General features: G+C 58.2%; 1 protein-coding gene. It reads left to right on the forward strand.

Annotated elements, in window-relative coordinates; translation table 11 throughout:
- On the forward strand, positions 1-488 hold a 488-nt coding region (locus JUI81_RS31660), incomplete at both ends, for a DUF637 domain-containing protein (RefSeq protein WP_204125697.1).

A 488-nucleotide genomic window follows, 5' to 3' on the forward strand; every position in this document is an offset into this window, starting at 1 on the left:
GGCGATGTGGACTGGAGGCAGGTCAAGGAGATTCATGAGTCGTTCAAGTACAGCAACTCGGGGCTGGGGCCAGCCTCACAGTTGATCATTGCGATTGCGTTGGCTGCCGTCATGGGGCCAATGATGGCCGGCATGAACACGATGATGCAGGCGGTCGCGGTGAGTGCCGCGACCAAGGCCACTGTCAGCACCATCGACAACCGCGGCAACCTTGGCAAGGTCATCAAAGACGTTACCTCGAAGGACAGTATCAAAGGTTACGTTGTGGCTGCTGCCACGGCCGGCGTAATGGACGGGCTCAATTACAACCCGGGAAAGATTGGCTTCGATGCCAATAGCCTGAAGATTGTGGCGATCAAGGTGACCGCCGACGCGGTGATCAAGACGGCTGTCTACGGCGGAAGCTTCAAGGACAATCTGGCCAGTTCGGCTGCGAGCATAGCCGCCAGTATTGGTGGCGCGGTTGGGGCCGGGAAAATTGGCGATCT

It is taken from the genome of Pseudomonas sp. 008 (genome assembly GCF_016861935.1).
Classification (GTDB): domain Bacteria; phylum Pseudomonadota; class Gammaproteobacteria; order Pseudomonadales; family Pseudomonadaceae; genus Aquipseudomonas.